Genomic DNA, 13,886 nt, shown 5'->3' on the forward strand with positions numbered 1-13,886 from the left:
CGCCCGCCCGGTTGGGGGCGGTGCGCCTGCTGGCCATCGACGGCCCGTCGGGCGCGGGGAAGTCCACACTGGCCGCCCGGATTGTGGCGGAACTGCGTGCTCGCGGGTGCCGGACCGAGCTGGTGAGCACCGATGCCTTCGCGACCTGGGATGACCCGGTTTCTTGGTGGCCACAGCTGGTCGAGGGTGTCCTGCGGCCCCTCGCGAACGGCGTCGAAGGCGCTTACCGGCGGATGGACTGGGCGGCCGGGGCACCCCGGCCGGGTGACCTCGTCCGGGTGCCCGTGCCGGAAGTCCTGGTGCTGGAGGGCGTCTCGTGCGGCCGCACTTCGGTAAGACCCCTGCTTTCGCGCCTCTGCTGGCTCTCCGGCGGGCCGGCGGCCTCGCGGCTGGCTCGGACCGTGGCGCGCGACGGCGTGGCCGCACGCGCCGAACTGGGCCGCTGGCAACGGTTCGAGTGCGGCTGGTTCGCCGTCGACGGCACCGCCGCGGCCGCCGACACCCGACTTTCGTAGGGAACCGATCCGTCACCGTCCGTGAACGAGCCGTTCCGGATCGATCAAGGGAAGCCCTTTCGGTCAACACGACCGGGCTAACGTTGGTACCGCCATCTGAGTTAGGGAACCGGCACTGGGCGGAGTGGTCAGCCACAAATGGTCACAGTCTGTCGTGATTTACGGACACATTGCGGTCAAATCGGCGCCCACGTAGCGCGATCGTAACCTCACGTACTTAAGCCTGGGGCGAGTTCCCGCTAGTGTCGGCGGGCACACCGACCGTCCGTCGAGTTCCTGACCGACCGGACGGTGACTTAAAACCCGAACATCTCCCAAGGGGTGCCAGATGCAGCAGTTGCGGCTGACCCGAACACGCCGCGTGGCCCTGATCGGGCTCACCGGCGCGCTCGCGGTTTCGCTGTCCGCTTGTGCGGATTCGAAGCGTGAAGAGGGCGCCGGAGGTGGTACCGGAGGCACGATGATCTTCGGCGCCGCCGGAAACCCGAAGATGTTCGACCCCGCGTTCAACGACGAGGGCGAGACATTCCGGATCACGCGGCAGATCTACGACACGCTGATCCAGAACAAGCCGGGCACCGCCGATCTCGAGCCTTCTCTCGCCGAGAAGTGGGAGTCGGGCAACGAGGGCAAGACCTGGACGTTCTCGCTGAAGTCCGGCGTGAAGTTCTCCGACGGCACCCCGATGGACGCCGCGGCGGTCTGCTTCAACTTCGACCGCTGGTACAACATGAAGGGCGCCGCCGCCCAGAGCCAGATGATCTACTACGGCGACGTCTTCGAGGGCTTCGCCAAGAACGAGGGCGACGCGAGCGGCGACCCCGTCTACAAGAGCTGCGAGGCGAAGGACCCGACGACCGCGGTCCTGAACCTGAACAAGGCCAAGGGCGCGTTCCCGTCGGCGTTCACGCTGCCGTCGTTCTCCATCGAGAGCCCGACCGCGCTCAAGGCGCACAACGCGGACCAGGTCACCCAGAGCGGCGACTCGTTCACCTACAGCGAGTACGCGAACAAGTTCCCGGTCGGCACCGGCCCGTTCAAGTTCGAGAGCTGGGACCAGGCCAAGGGTGAGATCACCCTGGTGCGCAACGACACCAGCCCGTCGCCCGCGAAGCTCGACAAGCTGATCTTCAAGGTGATCCCGGACGAGAACGCCCGCAAGCAGGCGCTCAAGGCCGGCGACATCAACGGCTACGACTACCCGAGCCCGGCGGATTACGGCCTGCTGCGCAACGACGGCGAGCAGGTCCTCATCCGCCCGTCGTTCAACGTGCTGTACCTGGGCATCAACCAGGCCAACAACCCGAAGCTCAAGGACGTCAAGGTCCGCCAGGCGCTGGCCTACGGCGTCAACCGCGAGCAGTTCGTGAAGTCGAAGCTGGCCGAGGGTTCCGAGGTCGCGACCGAGTTCGTCCCGAAGGTCATCTCGGGCTACACCGACGACGTCACGAAGTACCCGTACGACCCGGAGAAGGCCAAGCAGCTGCTGCAGGAGGCCGGCGCGACGGGTATGACGCTCAAGTTCTACTACCCGACCGAGGTCAGCCGTCCGTACATGCCGAACCCGGCGGACACCTTCACCGCGATCTCCGAGGACCTCAAGAAGATCGGCATCAACATCGAGGCCCACGCCGAGCCGTGGAACGGTGGCTACAAGGACGACGTGCAGAAGGCCGGCAAGCAGGACCTCCACCTGCTCGGCTGGACCGGTGACTACAACGACGCCGGCAACTTCGTCGGCACGTTCTTCGGCCGGGAGAAGAAGGAGTTCGGGTTCAACAACCCGGAGCTCTTCTCGGCCCTGAGCGCGGCGGACGCTTCGCCCGCCGGTGACGCCCACGCCAAGGCGTACCAGGAAGTCAACAAGAAGATCATGGACTTCCTGCCGGCGATCCCGATCGCCTACCCGACCCCGGCGATCGTGGTCGGCCCGAAGGTCAAGGGTCTGGTGGCGAGCCCGCTCACCGACGAGCGTTTCAACACCGTGACCGTGAGCTGATTCTGGATTTCAGCCAAAGGCAGGGGGTGGGTGCTACCGCACCCACCCCCTGCGCCTGATTCCCGGGCCGGCACCAAAGGACTGCAAGTGCTTCGTTTCCTCGTGCGTCGGTTGCTACAAGCGATCCCGACGCTCTTCATCCTGTCCATCCTGGTCTTCTCCTGGCTCCGGTCCCTGCCCGGTGGCCCCGCCGCCGCCCTGCTGGGCGACAAGGCGACGCCGGAGAAGATCGCCAACCTCAACCACGTGCTCGGCCTCGACCAGCCGATCTTCGTGCAGTACTTCGGCTTCCTCGGCCGGGCTCTCACCGGCGACTTCGGCAACTCCCTGGTGTCGACCCAGCCCGTGATGGGCGAGATCGTCACCTTCCTGCCGGCGACCATCGAGCTCGGTCTCTCCGCGATGATCATCGCGGTCATCATCGGCATCCCGGCCGGCTACCTGTCCGCGCGCTACCGCGGCGGAGCGGTCGACAACGTGGTCATCGTGCTGAGCCTGATCGGCGTCGCGGTGCCGGTGTTCTTCCTCGGCTACATGATGCAGGACATCCTGGCCGCACCGCTGGGCCTGCCGTCGCAGGGCAGGCAGGCCGCGGGCCTCGACGCCACGGCGATCACGAACTTCGCCATCCTCGACGGCATCATGACGAGCGAGTGGGACGCCGTCTGGGACGCGATCAAGCACCTGATCCTGCCCGCGTTCGCCCTCGCCACCATCCCGCTCGCCGTGATCACCCGGATCACCCGCGCGTCGGTGCTGGACGTCCTCAACGAGGACTTCATCCGCACGGCCAACTCCAAGGGCCTGACCCAGCAGGTGGTGCGCACCCGGCACGTCCTGCGCAACGGCCTGCTGCCGGTGGTCACGACCATCGGCCTGCAGACCGGCGCGCTGCTCGGCGGCGCCGTGCTGACCGAGCGGGTGTTCAACTTCCGCGGCCTCGGCTTCCTGCTGGCCGAAGGCATCGAACGGCGTGACTACCCCCGGCTGCAGGCACTCCTGCTGTTCGGGGCCGTGGTCTACGTCCTGGTGAACATGCTGGTCGACATCTCGTACGGGATCATCGACCCGAGGGTGCGTGTGCGATGAACACTCTGCTGAACAAGAAGAAGGAACCGATCGACAAGCTCGCCGCGGCGAGTGGCCACAGCCTCGGCGGGGACGCCCTCCGCCGGATGCTGCGCAGCCCGGTCGCGATCACCGGTGGCGTCATCACCGGTGTGTTCCTCATCGTCGCGATCTTCGCGCCCCTGCTGGAGCCGAAGGACCCGGACGTCCATTACCTCGGCGACCAGATCCGGCCGAACTTCATCCCGGGCGCGCAGTCCGGGTTCCCGCTCGGCGTGGACGACTTCGGCCGCGACTTCCTGTCGCGGCTGATCGCCGGCGCCCAGCAGACGCTGATCGTCGGTGTGCTCGCCACGCTCGTCGGCGTGCTGATCGGCGTGATCATCGGTGGCCTGGCGGGCGCGTTCGGCGGCTGGGTCGACACCGTCCTCATGCGACTGGTCGACGTCATGCTGTCGTTCCCGTCGCTGCTGCTGGCCATTTCGATCGCGGCGCTGTTCGCGAAGCCGAGCCAGTGGACGGTCATCCTGGCCGTGTCGATGATCGGCGTGCCGATCTTCGCCCGGCTGCTGCGCGGTTCCATGTTGACGCAGCGGGACGCCGACCACGTACTGGCGGCGACGTCCTTGGGCGTCAAGCGCGGGACGATCGTGTTCCGGCACATGCTGCCGAACTCGCTCGGCCCGGTCATCGTGCAGGCGACCCTCACGCTGGCCACCTCGATCCTGGAGGCCGCGGCGCTGTCGTTCCTCGGTCTGGGCGACCCGGACCCGTCGCGGGCGGAGTGGGGACTGATGCTGGGCAAGGCCTCGCACCAGTTCCTCGACGTCCGTCCCGAGCTGGCGTACTACCCGGCGATCGCGATCATCATCGTGGCGCTCGGGTTCACGCTGGTCGGCGAGTCCCTCCGTGAAGCCCTCGACCCGAAGAACAGGCGGTGAGAACCCATGGCACTCCTTGAAGTCCGTGACCTGACGGTCAACTTCGTCCGCCGTGGCGAGCGGCCGTTCGCCGCCGTCGACGGGGTCAGTTTCGACGTCGAGCCCGGCCAGACGGTCGGCCTGGTCGGCGAGTCCGGCTGCGGCAAGTCCGTGACGTCGCTGGCGATCATGCGGCTGCTGGCCCGGCGCGGCAACAAGGTCAGCGGTTCGGTGCGCTTCGAAGGCACCGACCTGCTCAAGCTGTCCGACAAGGACATGCGCGACCGCCGCGGCCGCGACCTGGGCATGGTGTTCCAGGACCCGCTGTCCTCGCTGAACCCGGTCATCCCGATCGGGCTGCAGATCACCGAGGTGCTGGAACGCCACCGCGGGATGTCACGCAAGGCGGCGTCCGTCGAAGCGACCGACCTGCTGGCCAAGGTCGGCATCCCGGACCCGTCACGACGGCTTTCCGAGTACCCGCACCAGCTTTCCGGCGGGATGCGGCAGCGCGCGCTGATCGCGATCGCGCTGGCGTGCCGGCCGCGGCTGCTCATCGCCGACGAGCCGACCACCGCGCTGGACGTCACCATCCAGGCGCAGATCCTGGCGCTGCTGCGGGAACTGGTGCAGGACACCGGAACCGCGCTGATCATGATCACGCACGACCTCGGCGTGGTCGCCGGGCTGTGCGACGAGGTCAACGTGCTCTACGGCGGCAAGATCGTCGAGCGCGCGCAGCGGCACCAGCTGTTCGCCGAGCCCCGGCACCCGTACACGCACGGCCTGCTGGCCTCGATCCCGCGCCTCGACGCGGGCCGCGGCGAAAAGCTGGTCCCCATCCGGGGGTCGGTGGCCGACAACATCCCGTGGGACGGCGGCTGCGCGTTCGCGCCCCGCTGCCCCAACGCGCTGCCGGTCTGCCGCGAGGTCTCGCCGCAGCTGGTGCCCGACCACGGCGGGCTGCTGCGCTGTCACAACCCCGTGCGGCCGGCGGTCGCGGCGGGAGGAGGAACCCGATGACCCGTCCTGCTGGTGACGTGCTGCTCGAGGTCACCGACCTCAAGGTGCACTTCCCGATCAAGCGCGGCGTCGTGATCGACCGGACGGTCGGGCACGTGTACGCGGTCGACGGCGTCGACCTGGCCATCCGCCGTGGGGAGACCTACGGCCTGGTGGGCGAGTCCGGCTGTGGCAAGTCCACGCTGGGCCGGGCGATCCTGCGGCTCAGCGAGCCGACCGCCGGTTCGGTGGTGTTCGACGGCACCGACGTCGCGAAGCTCAAGGGTGAGGAGCTGCGGAAGGCCCGGCGCCGGATGCAGATGATCTTCCAGGACCCGCTGTCCAGTTTGGACCCGCGCCAGTCGGTCGAGTCCATCCTGCTCGAGGGCATGCGCGCGCACGGCCTCGACAAGGACAAGGACGCCACCCAGCGGCGGCTCCGCCAGCTGCTCTCGGCGGTCGGCCTGCCGGAGACGTCGTTGCGGAAGTACCCGCACGAGTTCTCGGGCGGGCAGCGCCAGCGCATCGGCATCGCGCGGGCGCTGGCTGTGGAGCCGGACCTGATCGTCGCCGACGAGCCGGTGTCCGCACTGGACGTCTCGGTGCAGGCCCAGGTGGTCAACCTCCTGGAGGACCTGCAGGACCAGCTCGGCCTGACGTACGTGGTGATCGCGCACGACCTCGCGGTGGTGCGCCACATCTCCGACCGCATCGGCGTGATGTACCTGGGCGCGCTGGTCGAGGAGACCGACGCGGACTCGCTGTACCGGGAACCGCTGCACCCGTACACGCGGGCGCTGCTGTCGGCGATCCCGGTGCCGGACCCGCAGGTGGAGGACACCCGCGAGCAGATCCTGCTCGCCGGTGACCTGCCCTCGCCGGCGAACCCGCCGTCGGGCTGCCGGTTCCACACGCGCTGCCCGTGGAAGCAGGCGAGCCTGTGCGACACCGACCGCCCGCAGCTGCGGGAGATCGGCGGCGGTCACCGGGTCGCGTGCCACTACGCGGAGGACATCCGCGACGGGCGCATCCAGCCGCACGAGGTGGAGCCGGAGCTGATCGAGCTCACCGGGGCGCTGAACCCCGACCTGGGCCCGCCGGACATCGGCACCTCCGCCGAGATCCTCTGAGGTTCTCTTCCGGGTGGCCGGCCGGGATTCGTCCCGGCCGGCCACCTTTTTTCACGGCTTCAGGTCCAGCGCCGCGCGGAAGGTGCCGTCCATGTGGAACGGCGTCGAGTCGTGCACGTGGGTGATCCGCCAGTCGCCGTCCTGCCGCCGGAAGCACACGGTCGAGCGGAACCACAGCTCGAACTTCCCCGGCATCCCCTGCGGCGTCGCCGACAGGTACGTGAGCGCGTGGCAGTACGCGAGGTCCTCGCCGACGGTGATCTCGAGGTCCCGGGTCGAGTACTCGATCGGGCCGTCGAACGACGCGAACCACGCTTCCCGGGCCGCGACGTCCTCCCCGTGGTGCACCAGCGGCGGGGCCAGCGTGAACGCCACGGCCTCCGGCGCGTACTGCGCGGCCAGCGTCGCGGCGTCACGTGCGGTCATCGCCGCCGCGCGGGCCGTCATGAGTTCGCGAATCCGCTTGTCCGTCATGCCATCCTCCTGAGGTGTGGTGCCGTTCGGAGGGGACGTAGGCGCCGCCACGCGGATTTCGACACCGACCGGGAGGCGTTCGTGAAATACGTGGTCCTGATCTACGGCAACCCCGGGTCCCGCGCGGCCTGGGAGGGCATGAGCGACGAGCAGCAGGCGGCCGGGCTCGCCTACTACCAGCAGCTCAGCGACGACCTCGACGCGTCCGGCGAGCGCGTCGTCTCGGAGCGGCTCGCCTTCCCGGAGCTCGCCACGCGCGTCAGCGTCGGCGACCACGGCACGACGACGACCGACGGGCCGTTCGCCGAGGCCAAGGAGTTCCTCGCCGGGTTCTTCCTGCTCGACTGCGAGAGCCGCGAACGCGCCGTCGAGATCGCCGCGCGGATCCCCGAAGCCGCGTTCGGCGTGGTCGAAGTGCGGCCGGTGATGGGGCTGCGGTGAACCCCGAGCTGCTGCGTTCGCTCGCACCTCAGGTTCTGGCGGCGCTGGTCCGCCGGTACGGCGACTTCGAGGCGTGCGAGGACGCTGTCCAGGAGGCGCTGCTGGCGGCCTTCTCACAGTGGCCGTCGTCGGGTCTGCCGGACAACCCGAAGGGGTGGCTGATCACGACGGCGTCCCGGCGGCGCATCGAGCAGTGGCGCAGCGAGACGGCCCGGCAGCGGCGTGAGGAGGCGGTGGCGCTGGCTTCGCCGCCGGAACCGGAGCCGGTCGGCGTCGACGACACGCTGACCTTGCTGCTGTTGTGCTGCCACCCGGGGCTTTCGCGGCCGGCGCAGGTGGCGTTGACGCTGCGTGCGGTCGGCGGCCTGACGACGGCGGAGATCGCGCGCACGTTCCTCGTCCCGGAGGCCACGATCGGCCAGCGGATCAGCCGGGCGAAGAAATCGCTGCGCGGCTCGAGTCTCACGCGTGAGGGCGGTCCGGAGCGGCTGGCGGCGGTGCTGCAGGTGCTGTACCTGATCTACACGGAGGGCCACACGGCCAGCTCGGGCGACGAGCTGAACCGCGTCGAGCTGACGACCGAGGCGATCCGCCTGGTCCGTCAGCTGCGCGCGGAGCTCCCGGACGACGGCGAGGTGGCGGGCCTGCTGGCGTTGATGCTCCTGACCGAGGCCCGGCGCCCGGCCCGCGTCGACCCCACCGGCGCCCTGGTGCCCCTGGCCGACCAGGACCGGACCCGCTGGAACCAGCCGTTCATCGCGGAAGGGACCGCGCTGATCACGGACGCCCTGGCGAAGGCGCCGATCGGGCCGTACCAGCTCCAGGCGGCGATCGCGGCGGTCCACGCCGAGGCCCCGACGGCCGCCGAGACGGATTGGGCGCAGATCCTGACGCTGTACGACCTGCTCCGGGTGGTGGCGCCGGGGCCGATGGTGACGGTGAACCGGGTGGTGGCGTTCGCGCAGGTCAACGGGCCGGAGGCGGGTCTGGCGGAACTGGCGGCGGCGGAGCTGCCGGAGCACCACCGGGTGGATGCGGTGCGGGGGCACTTGCTGGAGCTGGCCGGGGATGTGGCCGGGGCGCGGGAGGCGTACCTGGCGGCGGCTCGGCGGACGTTGAGCCTGCCGGAGCAGGAGTACCTGCGGTTACGGGCCGCGAAGTTGTCCACATGGGGGTGAACCCTGTGGACAACTCCGGCGGCCAGCGAATCCCGCCCGCCTGCGGGAAGATCGGACCCATGCAGGTCACCGTGCTGGGGGCGTCAGGACGAACCGGGATCCACGTGGTCCGCCTGCTCGCCGCCCGGGGTCACACCGTCCGGGCCGGCCTCAGAAGCCGTCAACGAGCCGACGTGCTCAGAGACGAAAACGCGAAACCCGTCGTCGCCGACGTCACGGCCGATCGAGACGACCTCGTCGAAGCCCTCAAGGACTCCGATGTCGTCATCAACACCATCGGCGCCCCCGATCCCGAACCCGAATCGGTGAACCTCGTCGACCGGGACGGGGCGATCGCCGCCATCCGCGCCGCCGAAGTCGCCGGTGTGTCGCGGTTCATCCAGCTCTCCGCCCAGTTCGCCGACTCGCCCGACCAGGGCGACCGGCTCGTGCGGTCGATCCTGCTCGCCAAGCAGATCTCCGACAGCGTCCTGAAGAAGTCCGCGCTGACCTGGACCATCGTCCGGCCCGGGACGCTCACCGACGGGCCCGCCACCGGCCGCGTCAAGATCGCCGGCCACCTCGAACCCGGGCGGATCACCCGGCGGGACGTCGCCGCGGTGATCGTCGGCGTCCTCGGTGAGCCGCTCACCGAAAATCGCGGGTTCGACGTCGTTTCCGGGGACTTCCCGGTGGCCCCCGCCCTTGCCACACTCGAGTGACCCCCACTTAAGTCGTACCCCTGGCAATACCTGAGTAGGCCGTCCCCAGCGCATGGTCCCCGGTACTCTGCGGAAAGCGGATTTCGGCGAACAGCAGGGGGTACGGGCAGTGCACATCGACCAATGGCTGGAGGCGATCCCGCCGCTCTCGGTGTACCTGATCGTCGGCGCGGTGATCATGATCGAAAGCCTCGGCATCCCACTGCCCGGCGAGATCGTGCTGGTCAGCGCGGCATTGCTGGCTTCGCAGCACAGCAACCTGAGTCCCCTGTGGATCGGCATCCTGGCCAGCGCCGGCGCCATCATCGGCGACAGCATCGGGTACCTGATCGGAAAGACCGGTGGCCAACGGCTGTTCGCCTGGGCGGGCCGGAAATTCCCGAAGCACTTCGGCCCGACGCACCTCGCCAACGCCGAACGGATCTTCGACAAACGCGGCGTGTGGGCCGTCTTCCTCGGCCGTTTCATCGCGTTCCTGCGCATCCTCGCCGGCCCGCTCGCCGGGTCGCTCAAGATGCACTACCCGAAGTTCCTGATCGCGAACGCGGCCGGCGGCATCGTGTGGGCGGGCGGCACCACCGCGCTCGTCTACTACCTCGGCGTCGTCGCCGAAAAGTGGCTCGGCAACTTCTCCAAGTACGGCCTGGTGGCCGCCATCGTCATCGGTGTCGTCGTCTTCCTCGTGATGAAGAAGCGGCTCGGCAAGAAGCACCCGGAAGACGAGAAGCAGGAAGTCAGCGAGCCGACCGCCTAGACCGCGACGAGCTCGGGTTTCGGCGCCGGCCGCAGGGACCCGAGCAGGACGCCGCCGATCACGACCAGCGCCGCGACGATCTCCAGCGTCGTCGGCCGCTCGCCGAGCAGCAGGAACGACGCCGTCAGCCCGACCACCGGCACGAGCAGCGAGAACGGCGAGACGACGCTCGCCGGGTTGCGCCGCATCAGCGTCGTCCACACACCCGAGCCGACGATCGTGCCGATCAGCACGACGTAGGTCAGCCCGCCCAGTGCGGTCAGCCCGGTCGGCGTCCCGAGCGTCGTCAGCGACCGCCACTGCGCGGCAGGCCCCTCCATGACCAGCGAGAGCGCGAACATCGGCAGCGGCGGCACCACCGACATCCACAGCGTGAAGTGCAGCGGGTTGTCCGGCTCGGCCTTGCGCGAGCTGAGGTTGCCGAGCGCCCAGCTCAGCGCGGCCAGCAGCGTCAGGACCATCGGCAGCAGGGCCGCGTGCCCGGACTGCTGCCACGCGATCGCGGCCATCCCGGCGACGGCCAGCGCGATCCCGGCCAGCTGGTGCGGCGTGACGCGTTCGCGCAGGAAGACGGCGCCGAGCAGCACCGTGAACGGCGCCGAGGCCTGCAGGACCAGCGACGCGAGCCCGGTCGGCATCCCGGTGTCCATCGCGATGAACAGGAACGCGAACTGCCCGGTGCCGAACCCGAGGCCGAAGCCGAGCAGGTACCGCACCTTCACCTTCGGCCACGGCACGAACAGGATCGTCGGCACGGCGATCACCGCGAACCGCAGCGCGCCCGCGAACACCGGCGGGAACTGGCCGAGCGTGGCGTGGATGGCGAGGAAGTTCAGGCCCCAGAGGACGGCGACGAGCACGGCGAGCAGGCGGTCACGGGTGGGCATACCTCCACTGTGACAACGGTGACCGTGAAGGACCAGCGAGAATATCTGCAGGGACTGTGTAGCCGTGCTTCATCTACGCTGGCGGCATGGACCTGGGTCGTTTGCGCACCTTGCGGGAGTTCGCCGACCGCGGGAGCGTGACGGCCGCCGCGCGGGCGCTGCACTGCACGCCGTCCGCCGTTTCGCAGCAGCTGCGGGCCTTGCAGGGCGAGGTCGGCCTGCCGCTCACCGAGCCGGCCGGGCGGGGACTGCGGCTGACCGATGCCGGCCGCGCGCTGGTCGCCCGTGCCGATGAGGTGCTGGCCGCGCTCGATCGGGCCGAGTCCGAACTGGACACCTACCGCAGCGCGCCGCGCGGCCGCGTGCGGATCGCGATCTTCCAGTCGGCCGGGCTGATGCTGCTGCCCGGCCTGCTGACCCGCGTCGCGGCGTACGAGGGCCTGCACGTCGACGTTCGGGACGTCGACATGACACCGCCGGAGGTGCCGGGCCTGGTCGCCGACTACGACGTGGTCGTCGCGCACCGCGACGAGCACGCGCCGGAGTTCGACCACGACCGCCTCGACGTCGTGCCGCTGCTGCGAGAGCCGCTCGACGTCGCGCTACCGGTCGGGCACCGGCTGGCGGCCAAGCGGCGAGTGGACCTGGCGGAACTGGCCGACGAACGCTGGATCGGCGTCGACCACGGCTTCCCAGTGGACGACGTGCTGCGCTCGCTGACCGTCCGCACCGGCGTGCGGCCGGTGGTGGTGCAGCGGATCAATGACTTCCGGATCACCGAGCGGCTGGTCGCGGCGGGCCACGGGATCGCGCTGGTCCCGCGCTACACGATCGACACGCGTCGCGGCAGCGGTCTGGTCAGCAGGCCGCTGGCGGGCATCCGCGCGGCCCGGCTGGTGGAGGCGGTCTGCCGCACCGGCGCGCTGCAGCGCCCGGCCGTGGCCCAGGTGATCGAAGAACTGCGCGCGGAGATCGCCCAGCTCACCGCTTGAAGCCGCGCAGGTACGCGAGCGCGATCCCCAGCGCGTCCTCCAACGCCGTGAGGTCGTGCCGGATGTGGGCGAGCAGCAGTCCACCTTGGACGGACGTCATCGCCGCCTGCGCCAGCCGCGCCGGATCGGCGCCCGGAGCCAGTTCTCCCTTGTCCCGCAACGTGGTCAGCCCACGCGTCAGGTGTGACTCCCACTCCCGGTAGGCGTTGTCGACCAGTGGTGCGAGCTTCGGGTTGTCGCCCACTTCGCCGGCGAGGTTGCCCAGCGGGCACGCGATCGGCTTGCCCGCCCGGCGGTGCACGTCCAGCAGTTGCTCGGTCCACGTCTCGAGGTCGGCCCAGGAAGCCAGCGTGAAGATCGCCGGCTGGTTGGCCAGAATCTGCGCGAGGTACCGGTCGATCACGGCTTCGACCAGCTGTTCCTTGTTCTTGAAGTAGTGGTACATCTGCGATTTCCCGGCCCCGCTCGCGGCGAGCACCTTGTCGACGCTCGTGCCCGCGACGCCGTCGACGTACATCAGGCCCGCCGCCGCGTCCACGATCGCCTCCCGCGTGCGCTTGCCGCGCGGGGTCGAGGCTGCCGCTTGCGTCTCCATGTACTGAATAGTACAGTTCGACCCACTGTACCGATCAGTACAACCGCTAGGGGGATCCATGACGCTCGACAACGCGCTGACCGGGCTGAACGACCACTTGCGCGGCGCCTTGCCGCCGGAGATCTTCGAGGTGCTCGAAGCGGACCGCCGCCGCGCCGCCGGGACGAAGTTCGCCGAGGTGGGAGCCGAGATCGAGGACTTCACGCTGCCGGGAGCCGATGGCACACCGGTGAGCTTGGGCGACCTCGTCGCGAACGGGCCCGCGGTGCTCGTGTTCTACCGCGGCCAGTGGTGCCCGTACTGCAACCTGACCTTGCGCACCTACCAGCAGGAGCTCCGGCCCGAGCTGGCGAAGCTCGGCGCGACGCTGGCGGCGATCAGCCCGCAGAAGCCGGACGGCCCGCTCCCGGACCTGGAGTTCCCGGTGCTGTCGGACGTCGGCAGCACCGTCGCCCGCGGACTCGGGCTGAGCTACCCGGTTTCCGCGCCGGTGCGCGAGGCCATGGAGACCCTCGGCACGGACCTCGAGCAGGTCAACGGCACCTGGGAGCTGGTCCACCCGGCCGTCGTCGTGGTCGATCGGGACCGGGTGCTGAAGTTCGTCGACGTCCACCCGGACTTCGTCACGCGGACCGAGCCCGCGGACATCCTCAAATCGCTTTAGCGCCGCGCTTCACGCCGTAGGTGATCACCGAACCCAGGACCAGGGCGACGCCGAGGGAGAGCAGCATGCTGATCCCGGGTTCGGTGATGATCTGGCCGCCCGCGTAGCCCAGGAAGGCCACGTACGACGTCCAGAGCGTGACGCCGACGGCCGACGCGGTGAAGAACTCCGCCATCGGCCACCGGAGCGAGCCGGCGAGCAGGGCGCCGACCGTCCCGCCCGACGGCAGCCAGCGGGCGGCCACCAGCACCGGCCGGGGGTGGCGCTGCAGGCGTCCGTCGAGCCAGCCGATGCCGGCGGCGAGCTTCTTCCGCCGGCTCAGCCGGTCCAGCGCCGCCCGGCCACCGAACCGGCCGAGGGCGTAGAGCGCCTGGTCGGACACCAGGCACCCGGCACTCGACACGGCGATCACCAGCGCCAGCGACGTCCCGCCCTGTGCCGCCGCGACACCCATGCCGAGGAGCGTCACCTCGGTGGGCAGCAGGGGCACGAGCGAGACGACGAACAGCACCAGCAGTCCCGCCGTAGTCGTGTCCACATCTCCATTAACCGCCTGCCGGGGCCCG

The 13,886-nt window shown here is 69.7% G+C and carries 16 protein-coding genes; 12 read left to right on the forward strand and 4 right to left on the reverse strand.

Features of this window, described 5'->3' with window-relative positions:
* Positions 1-11 precede the first annotated feature (11 nt).
* The 6 genes from ACZ7PG_RS20490 (at position 12) to ACZ7PG_RS20515 (ending at position 6,634) form a co-directional block, all read left to right on the forward strand.
* The gene (locus tag ACZ7PG_RS20490; protein WP_470240590.1) at positions 12-515 is read left to right on the forward strand and encodes a uridine kinase family protein; all 504 of its coding nucleotides are present in this window, start codon (positions 12-14) and stop codon (positions 513-515) included.
* A gap of 328 nt (positions 516-843) precedes the next feature.
* A complete protein-coding gene (locus ACZ7PG_RS20495) occupies positions 844-2,514 on the forward strand; it encodes an ABC transporter substrate-binding protein (RefSeq protein WP_470240591.1) in 1,671 nt (556 codons plus the stop codon).
* An 87-nt stretch (positions 2,515-2,601) separates the two neighbouring features.
* Positions 2,602-3,603, forward strand: a complete 1,002-nt coding sequence (locus ACZ7PG_RS20500) for an ABC transporter permease (protein WP_470240592.1) — start codon at positions 2,602-2,604, stop codon at positions 3,601-3,603.
* The gene (locus tag ACZ7PG_RS20505; RefSeq protein WP_470240593.1) at positions 3,600-4,523 is read left to right on the forward strand and encodes an ABC transporter permease; all 924 of its coding nucleotides are present in this window, start codon (positions 3,600-3,602) and stop codon (positions 4,521-4,523) included. Before ACZ7PG_RS20500 ends, ACZ7PG_RS20505 begins: the two co-directional genes overlap by 4 nt.
* 6 nt (positions 4,524-4,529) lie before the next feature.
* Positions 4,530-5,525, forward strand: a complete 996-nt coding sequence (locus tag ACZ7PG_RS20510; protein WP_470240594.1) for an ABC transporter ATP-binding protein — start codon at positions 4,530-4,532, stop codon at positions 5,523-5,525.
* Positions 5,522-6,634, forward strand: coding sequence for an ABC transporter ATP-binding protein (locus ACZ7PG_RS20515; RefSeq protein ID WP_470240595.1), 1,113 nt, complete (start codon positions 5,522-5,524; stop codon positions 6,632-6,634). The genes ACZ7PG_RS20510 and ACZ7PG_RS20515 overlap by 4 nt, the downstream gene beginning before the upstream one ends.
* Before the next feature lie 51 nt (positions 6,635-6,685).
* Here ACZ7PG_RS20515 and ACZ7PG_RS20520 read toward each other — a convergent pair whose 3' ends face one another.
* Positions 6,686-7,108, reverse strand: coding sequence for a YybH family protein (locus tag ACZ7PG_RS20520; protein ID WP_470240596.1), 423 nt, complete (start codon positions 7,106-7,108; stop codon positions 6,686-6,688).
* Positions 7,109-7,189: 81 nt separating this feature from the next.
* Here ACZ7PG_RS20520 and ACZ7PG_RS20525 point away from each other — a divergent pair, with 81 nt between their 5' ends.
* From ACZ7PG_RS20525 to ACZ7PG_RS20540, 4 genes are all read left to right on the forward strand, one after another.
* A complete protein-coding gene (locus ACZ7PG_RS20525) occupies positions 7,190-7,549 on the forward strand; it encodes a YciI family protein (protein WP_470240597.1) in 360 nt (119 codons plus the stop codon).
* The gene (locus ACZ7PG_RS20530; protein ID WP_470240598.1) at positions 7,546-8,727 is read left to right on the forward strand and encodes an RNA polymerase sigma factor; all 1,182 of its coding nucleotides are present in this window, start codon (positions 7,546-7,548) and stop codon (positions 8,725-8,727) included. Before ACZ7PG_RS20525 ends, ACZ7PG_RS20530 begins: the two co-directional genes overlap by 4 nt.
* Before the next feature lie 59 nt (positions 8,728-8,786).
* Positions 8,787-9,428 carry an SDR family oxidoreductase gene (locus tag ACZ7PG_RS20535; protein ID WP_470240819.1) on the forward strand — a complete coding sequence of 214 codons (642 nt, stop codon included), beginning with the start codon at positions 8,787-8,789 and terminating at the stop codon, positions 9,426-9,428.
* Positions 9,429-9,537: 109 nt separating this feature from the next.
* Complete coding sequence (locus tag ACZ7PG_RS20540; RefSeq protein ID WP_470240599.1) at positions 9,538-10,182, forward strand: DedA family protein; 645 nt, start codon at positions 9,538-9,540, stop codon at positions 10,180-10,182.
* Here the strand turns inward: ACZ7PG_RS20540 and ACZ7PG_RS20545 are convergent.
* Positions 10,179-11,069 carry an EamA family transporter gene (locus ACZ7PG_RS20545; RefSeq protein ID WP_470240600.1) on the reverse strand — a complete coding sequence of 297 codons (891 nt, stop codon included), beginning with the start codon at positions 11,067-11,069 and terminating at the stop codon, positions 10,179-10,181. The genes ACZ7PG_RS20540 and ACZ7PG_RS20545 overlap by 4 nt on opposite strands.
* Before the next feature lie 86 nt (positions 11,070-11,155).
* Here ACZ7PG_RS20545 and ACZ7PG_RS20550 point away from each other — a divergent pair, with 86 nt between their 5' ends.
* Entirely contained in the window at positions 11,156-12,061 is a 906-nt protein-coding gene (locus tag ACZ7PG_RS20550) for a LysR family transcriptional regulator (protein WP_470240601.1), read from the forward strand.
* On the opposite strand, the gene ACZ7PG_RS20555 is transcribed toward ACZ7PG_RS20550, so the two are convergent.
* Positions 12,051-12,656: a TetR/AcrR family transcriptional regulator gene (locus ACZ7PG_RS20555; RefSeq protein ID WP_470240602.1), complete on the reverse strand. Its 606-nt coding sequence runs from the start codon at positions 12,654-12,656 to the stop codon at positions 12,051-12,053. The two genes, ACZ7PG_RS20550 and ACZ7PG_RS20555, sit on opposite strands and share 11 nt — an antisense overlap.
* A 58-nt stretch (positions 12,657-12,714) precedes the next feature.
* Here ACZ7PG_RS20555 and ACZ7PG_RS20560 point away from each other — a divergent pair, with 58 nt between their 5' ends.
* Positions 12,715-13,320 (forward strand): peroxiredoxin-like family protein, encoded by a 606-nt coding sequence (locus ACZ7PG_RS20560; RefSeq protein WP_470240603.1) that lies wholly within the window; start codon positions 12,715-12,717, stop codon positions 13,318-13,320.
* On the opposite strand, the gene ACZ7PG_RS20565 is transcribed toward ACZ7PG_RS20560, so the two are convergent.
* Positions 13,307-13,858, reverse strand: coding sequence for a DedA family protein (locus ACZ7PG_RS20565; protein WP_470240604.1), 552 nt, complete (start codon positions 13,856-13,858; stop codon positions 13,307-13,309). The genes ACZ7PG_RS20560 and ACZ7PG_RS20565 overlap by 14 nt on opposite strands.
* Between the last annotated feature and the right edge of the window lie 28 nt (positions 13,859-13,886).

It is taken from the genome of Amycolatopsis sp. NPDC114504, assembly GCF_055633595.1.

Bases quoted from the DNA above. Each gene is read 5' to 3' on its own strand.
- ACZ7PG_RS20495 (WP_470240591.1), top strand. From the start codon at position 844: ATGCAGCAGTTGCGGCTGACCCGAACACGCCGCGTGGCCCTGATCGGG.
- ACZ7PG_RS20505 (WP_470240593.1), top strand. From the start codon at position 3,600: ATGAACACTCTGCTGAACAAGAAGAAGGAACCGATCGACAAGCTCGCC.
- ACZ7PG_RS20510 (WP_470240594.1), top strand. From the start codon at position 4,530: ATGGCACTCCTTGAAGTCCGTGACCTGACGGTCAACTTCGTCCGCCGT.
- ACZ7PG_RS20515 (WP_470240595.1), top strand. From the start codon at position 5,522: ATGACCCGTCCTGCTGGTGACGTGCTGCTCGAGGTCACCGACCTCAAG.
- ACZ7PG_RS20520 (WP_470240596.1), bottom strand. From the start codon at position 7,108: ATGACGGACAAGCGGATTCGCGAACTCATGACGGCCCGCGCGGCGGCG.
- ACZ7PG_RS20535 (WP_470240819.1), top strand. From the start codon at position 8,787: ATGCAGGTCACCGTGCTGGGGGCGTCAGGACGAACCGGGATCCACGTG.
- ACZ7PG_RS20545 (WP_470240600.1), bottom strand. From the start codon at position 11,069: ATGCCCACCCGTGACCGCCTGCTCGCCGTGCTCGTCGCCGTCCTCTGG.
- ACZ7PG_RS20550 (WP_470240601.1), top strand. From the start codon at position 11,156: ATGGACCTGGGTCGTTTGCGCACCTTGCGGGAGTTCGCCGACCGCGGG.
- ACZ7PG_RS20555 (WP_470240602.1), bottom strand. From the start codon at position 12,656: ATGGAGACGCAAGCGGCAGCCTCGACCCCGCGCGGCAAGCGCACGCGG.
- ACZ7PG_RS20560 (WP_470240603.1), top strand. From the start codon at position 12,715: ATGACGCTCGACAACGCGCTGACCGGGCTGAACGACCACTTGCGCGGC.